Source organism: Streptomyces poriferorum (assembly GCF_019399235.1).
Lineage (GTDB): Bacteria > Actinomycetota > Actinomycetes > Streptomycetales > Streptomycetaceae > Streptomyces > Streptomyces poriferorum.
Genome location: NZ_JAELVH010000390.1, coordinates 1 through 5,172 on the forward strand (window position 1 = coordinate 1; position 5,172 = coordinate 5,172).

The following is a 5,172-nucleotide window of genomic DNA, read 5'->3' on the forward strand; positions in this document are numbered from 1 at the left end:
CCCGCGGCCCGGGCCGCGGGCACGGACGACTCCGCCGAGTCCGGCATGCTCGCCCCCGTGCACATACGCCCGGCCGGATCCGGTACGGCGTCGGGGGCCGCGGGATTCCGTGGCCCCCGCCCCATGCGCTGGAGCAGGCCCATCCGTTTCGGTCTGGTCGCCTCCCTCGCGTGCTGTGCGATCGGCGGGGTGGCCGTGGCCGCCGGGACCGGGATGCTGCCCGGCCCCTTCAGCCGGCACACGCCGACACCGGCCACCTCGGTGTCGGCCGCGGCGTCCCCCGAGGAGCTGGGCTCCGACCTCACCACCGACGACGAGACATCGGCGCCGCCGCCCGGATCGCCGGGCGGGGAATCCGCGTCACCGGACACGCCCAGGGCCGACGGGCCCGAGAGCGGCCGGCCCGACGGCAGCGACCGCACCCCCGCCCCGAACCGTGAGCGCGACGGCGGGGACGGCAGCGGCGACAGCCGGTCCGGCGGAGCCGAGGACAAGCCGTCCTCCGGCACCGGCGCGACGCCGAGCCCGGGCGGCCAGGACGGTGACGGGACCTCCGGCGACAGCGGCGACGAGGCGTCCTGGTACGAGAAGACCCTGAAGGCCTGCCGCGACTACCGCGACGGCAAGCTGGACGAGGAGCGCAGAAGCCGCCTCGAAGCGCTGGCCAAGGGAGCCCGCAACCTCGACCGGTTCTGCGACCGGATGCTCGACCAGGCCGACGGCAAGAACGGCGACGGTGCGGGCCGGGGCGACGACGAACCGGCCGGAAGCGGCGGCTCGTCCGGCGGCTCGGGCACTCTGCCGTCGATCGGCTTCTCCACCGCGTCCCCGGAGCCCTCGACCACCGCCGAGTCCTCCGCCTCCGGCTCCTCGCGCTCCTCGTCGCCCTCGCTCGCGGCGCGCTGAGCCCACTGTGCCCGCCCCGCCACCACCGGGTGTGACGTTTTTCGGCCGGTGGGCGCAGTAACAAGTGAGCCGACTGGTCATCGGCAGCGCCCGGAGCCGGGGTTCCCCCCGTACCTACGGCTCGGCGCAATGGCGCGGGCGGGACACGTTCCCCCGGTCCCGCCCGCGCCCCTCATCCATCGCCTCACTTGTAGACGACGACCTTGTCGCCGTTGCGGACCTGTGCGAACAGCGAGGCGATCTTCCCCTCGTCCCGGACGTTGACGCAGCCGTGCGAGGCGCCGCTGTAGCCGCGGGCCGCGAAGTCCGAGGAGTAGTGCACCGCCTGGCCGCCGCTGAAGAACATCGCGTACGGCATGGCCGTGTGGTAGATCGACGACACGTGGTGCCGGGACTTCCAGTAGACGGAGAAGGTGCCTTCGCGGGTCGGCGTGTACTGCGAGCCGAACCGCACGTCCATCGACGAGACGACCCTGCCGTCGATCATCCAGGACAGCGACCGGCTGTTCTTGCTGATGCAGATCACCCGGCCCGTCATACAGCGCTTGTCCGGCTTCGCGGCCGGCCGGGTGGTCGGCGGGTTCAGCTCCGCGGCGGTCGGCGCGTGCGTCATGCCGAGCAGCTTCTGCCAGGTGACGGTGTCCGTCTTCCCCGTGCGGGACAGCCCGCGCTTGCCCTGGAACGACTGCACGGCGGTGACCGTGACGGAGCCGTAGTAGCCCGTGGGGCTGCGGTCGAAGTGGCCGATCTGACGCAGCCGGGCCTGGAGCTCGCGGACCTGCTTGCCCTGCGAGCCGGTCGCCATCAGCACCTTGGCCTGCGGATCGGCCGACGGCGTGGCTTTCGGTGTGGGCTTCGGCGTGGCCTTCGGCGTCGAGCTCGGCTTCGCGCTCGCGGTCGGCGTCGCCGACTCCGTCCCGTCCGTGCCGGGCTTGGCGTCCTCGGTGGGTGAGCTGCTCGCCGGCGGAGCGGCCGGCGCGCTGCCGGCGGGCTCCGCCTTGCATCCGGCGGTCACGGCGACCAGTGCCAGTACGGCGACGGCGGACGCCGCGCCCGCTGCCCGGCCTCCCGTGTGCGCGTGGCCGCGCCCGGTCCTGCTGCTGCCTATCATCTCGGCCCCCTGAATCTGCGGTATCTCATGGGACGGATTCCCGCTCTGCCCGGTTGCCGAATCCTGCGCATGATGGGGAAAGCGGCATCGAGGACCGGAGGATGTCAGGCATCGGGGCTGTGAGCAAGGTCCCGGCCCGGCCCCCTCCAGCGCTTCGGGGCCCGCCGCTACAGTCCGTCGCGCAAGCCATGGGGACCAGTGAGCAGCTTCAGCGGGAGGCACAGCAGATGACGCGCGAGTCGGAATCGGGACTGCCGATCGAGCCGGTCTACGGGCCGGACACGCTCAACGGATGGGACCCCGCCGAAAAGCTGGGCGAGCCGGGCGCCTACCCCTTCACGCGCGGCGTGTACCCGTCGATGTACACCGGACGCCCGTGGACGATGCGCCAGTACGCCGGCTTCGGTACGGCCACCGAGTCCAACGCCCGCTACAAGCAGCTCATCGCCAACGGCACGACGGGCCTGTCCGTCGCCTTCGACCTGCCCACCCAGATGGGCCACGACTCCGACGCGGAGATCGCGTCCGGCGAGGTCGGCAAGGTGGGGGTGGCGATCGACTCGATCGACGACATGCGCGTGCTGTTCGGCGGGATCCCGCTGGACCAGGTCTCCACGTCCATGACGATCAACGCCCCCGCGGCGCTGCTCCTGCTGATGTACCAGCTGGTGGGCGAGGAGCAGGGCGTCCCGGCGCGGCAGCTCACGGGCACCGTCCAGAACGACGTGCTCAAGGAGTACATCGCCCGGGGCACGTACATCTTTCCGCCGGGGCCCTCCCTGCGGCTGACCGCCGACATCTTCAAGTACTGCCGGGCCGAGATCCCGAAGTGGAACACCATCTCGATCTCCGGCTACCACATGGCGGAGGCCGGGGCCTCGCCCGCGCAGGAGATCGCCTTCACGCTCGCGGACGGTATCGAGTACGTCCGTACCGCCGTAGCGGCCGGCATGGACGTCGACGACTTCGCCCCGCGGCTCTCCTTCTTCTTCGTCGCGCGTACGACGATCCTGGAGGAGGTCGCCAAGTTCCGGGCCGCCCGGCGGATCTGGGCGAAGGTGATGAAGGAGGAGTTCGGCGCCAGGAACCCCAAGTCCCTGATGCTGCGCTTCCACACCCAGACCGCCGGCGTCCAGCTCACCGCCCAGCAGCCCGAGGTCAACCTGGTGCGCGTCGCGGTGCAGGGCCTGGCCGCGGTCCTGGGCGGCACACAGTCCCTGCACACCAACTCCTTCGACGAGGCGATCGCCCTCCCCACCGACAAGTCCGCCCGCCTCGCCCTGCGTACGCAGCAGGTCCTCGCGTACGAGACGGACGTGACGGCCACCGTCGACCCGTTCGCGGGCAGTTACGTCGTCGAGAGGATGACCGACGACGTCGAGGCCGCGGCCGCGGAACTGATGCTCAGGATCGAGGACATGGGCGGCGCCGTCAGCGCGATCGAGCGGGGCTTCCAGAAGAACGAGATCGAGCGCAGCGCCTACCGCGTCGCTCTGGAGACGGACAGCGCCGAGCGGGTCGTCGTCGGCGTCAACCGCTTCCGGCTCGACGAGGAGGAGCCGTACGAGCCGCTCCGCGTCGACCCGGCGATCGAGGCCCAGCAGGCGGCCCGGCTGGCGAAGCTCCGCGCCGAACGCGACCGGGGCGCGGTGGACACGGCCCTGGCGGCTCTCCGCAAGGCGGCCGGGGGCACGGACAACGTGCTCTACCCGATGAAGGACGCGCTGCGGGCCCGCGCCACGGTGGGCGAGGTCTGCAACGCGCTGCGGGAGGTGTGGGGGGTGCACGTGCCGGCGGACGCGTTCTGAGACGAGGGGCGAGGGCGGCGCGAGCGGCGTCAACGTAGCGCCCCGTGTCGTCAGTTGTGAGGTGAGGGACGCGGCTGCCTGTCACGCGTCTGTGACACGGAGCGGATGGCTCCGCTGTACTGCACACCTAGATTCATTGATGCAGCCCGCCCCACCTCACGGCCCCACACTTCGAGGAAGCGGCATGCGACTCTCCCAGCCTTCCGAGCCCGCAAGGGCCATTCCTCACGGAGTCGATCATGTCTTTCCGTCCCTCGTACCGCCGTGTCTCCCTCCGCGCAGCCGTCGCCGCCGCCGCACTGGGAGGCGCCGTCCTCGTCCCGGCCACCGCGGCCTTCGCCGACACCGTCCCGGCCACACCGGCCGGCCAGGGGCAGCAGGCCACCGACGCAGGCACGCTGATCCGCACCGACGAGCTGAAGGGCGGGCTGACCGCCAAGGTGTACAAGCACGGGGACCAGCACGTCTATTACACGGCCGAGGTCCTCGACGGTGCGAAGGCGCTGGGGGTTCTCACCGCGGGTGGCGGTTACGCCCCCGAGGAGAGCAAGGTCTTCGGTAACGGGATCAAGGTGACGCTGGACTTCACGGGTGCCGTCACCTCCGTCGTCGACGCGGGCAGCGACGGACAGGGCCCGGTCACCCCGGTCGAGTGCGTCGCCACGGTGACGAAGAGCATCGGGGCCGGCACCCTGGCCGAACTGAGCATCAGCCCGTCGGGCCCGTCGGTCGTCTTCCAGGGCGGCGACGGCAAGGTCCTCGGCCAGCTCTCCCGGCTGCACCCCGCGCTTCCGGCGAGCGCCGGCTTCCTCGGCGAGATCATCAACCCGAGCAGCACCGCGCCGCAGCTGCGCACCAACATGGAGGGCGGTGGCCACCCGGCGTCCGTCACGGACTTCCCGAAGCTGCCCAAGGGGTGCAGCTTCACCTACGCCACGACCTCGGGCAACAGCACCTCGGGCGACGGCACTTCGGCCAACGGCACCGAGACGCAGACCTCGCAGACCTCGCAGACCTCGCAGACGTCCGTCGTCCCGAAGGGCAGCGTCGCCGCCGGTGCCGAGGTCGAGCAGAACGGCAGCCCGGTACTGATCGCAGTCGGCGGTGCGGCAGCGGTGGGCGCGGCGGGGCTCGGCTTCGTCCTCATGCGCCGCCGCGCGGCGGCGTCCGCCCGCTGACCCGGTCGTCCCACGTCGTCCCACGTCAGGGGAGGGGCCGTCGCACCGTGCGACGGCCCCTCCCGGTTCCGCCTGCCGGGAGTCCCCGTATGCGTCTCTCTCTTGCCCGTCGTCTGCTGACGGGCAAGAGAGAGACGCATACGGGGACTCCCGGCAGGCGGAACCGGGA

General features: G+C 71.7%; 4 protein-coding genes. 3 read left to right on the forward strand and 1 reads right to left on the reverse strand.

Annotated features, from left to right (window positions below; all coding sequences use genetic code 11):
- A partial coding sequence (locus tag JGS39_RS36540) for a hypothetical protein (protein ID WP_219574072.1) occupies positions 1 to 906 on the forward strand: 906 nt, incomplete at its 5' end.
- A gap of 184 nt (positions 907 to 1,090) precedes the next feature.
- Here JGS39_RS36540 and JGS39_RS36545 read toward each other — a convergent pair.
- Complete coding sequence (locus JGS39_RS36545; RefSeq protein ID WP_219574073.1) at positions 1,091 to 2,017, reverse strand: L,D-transpeptidase family protein; 927 nt, start codon at positions 2,015 to 2,017, stop codon at positions 1,091 to 1,093.
- Between the two features lie 227 nt (positions 2,018 to 2,244).
- On the opposite strand from JGS39_RS36545, the gene JGS39_RS36550 reads away from it, so the two are divergent.
- Both JGS39_RS36550 and JGS39_RS36555 read left to right on the forward strand, forming a co-directional pair.
- Entirely contained in the window at positions 2,245 to 3,825 is a 1,581-nt protein-coding gene (locus JGS39_RS36550) for an acyl-CoA mutase large subunit family protein (RefSeq protein ID WP_219574075.1), read from the forward strand.
- A 239-nt stretch (positions 3,826 to 4,064) separates the two neighbouring features.
- Entirely contained in the window at positions 4,065 to 5,003 is a 939-nt protein-coding gene (locus JGS39_RS36555) for a hypothetical protein (RefSeq protein ID WP_219574074.1), read from the forward strand.
- Positions 5,004 to 5,172: the final 169 nt, after the last annotated feature.

What these genes read in the sequence shown, in the direction of transcription:
- JGS39_RS36555 (WP_219574074.1), top strand. Translation starts at nt 4,065, where the DNA reads ATGTCTTTCCGTCCCTCGTACCGCCGTGTCTCCCTCCGCGCAGCCGTC.
- JGS39_RS36550 (WP_219574075.1), top strand. Translation starts at nt 2,245, where the DNA reads ATGACGCGCGAGTCGGAATCGGGACTGCCGATCGAGCCGGTCTACGGG.
- JGS39_RS36545 (WP_219574073.1), bottom strand. Translation starts at nt 2,017, where the DNA reads ATGATAGGCAGCAGCAGGACCGGGCGCGGCCACGCGCACACGGGAGGC.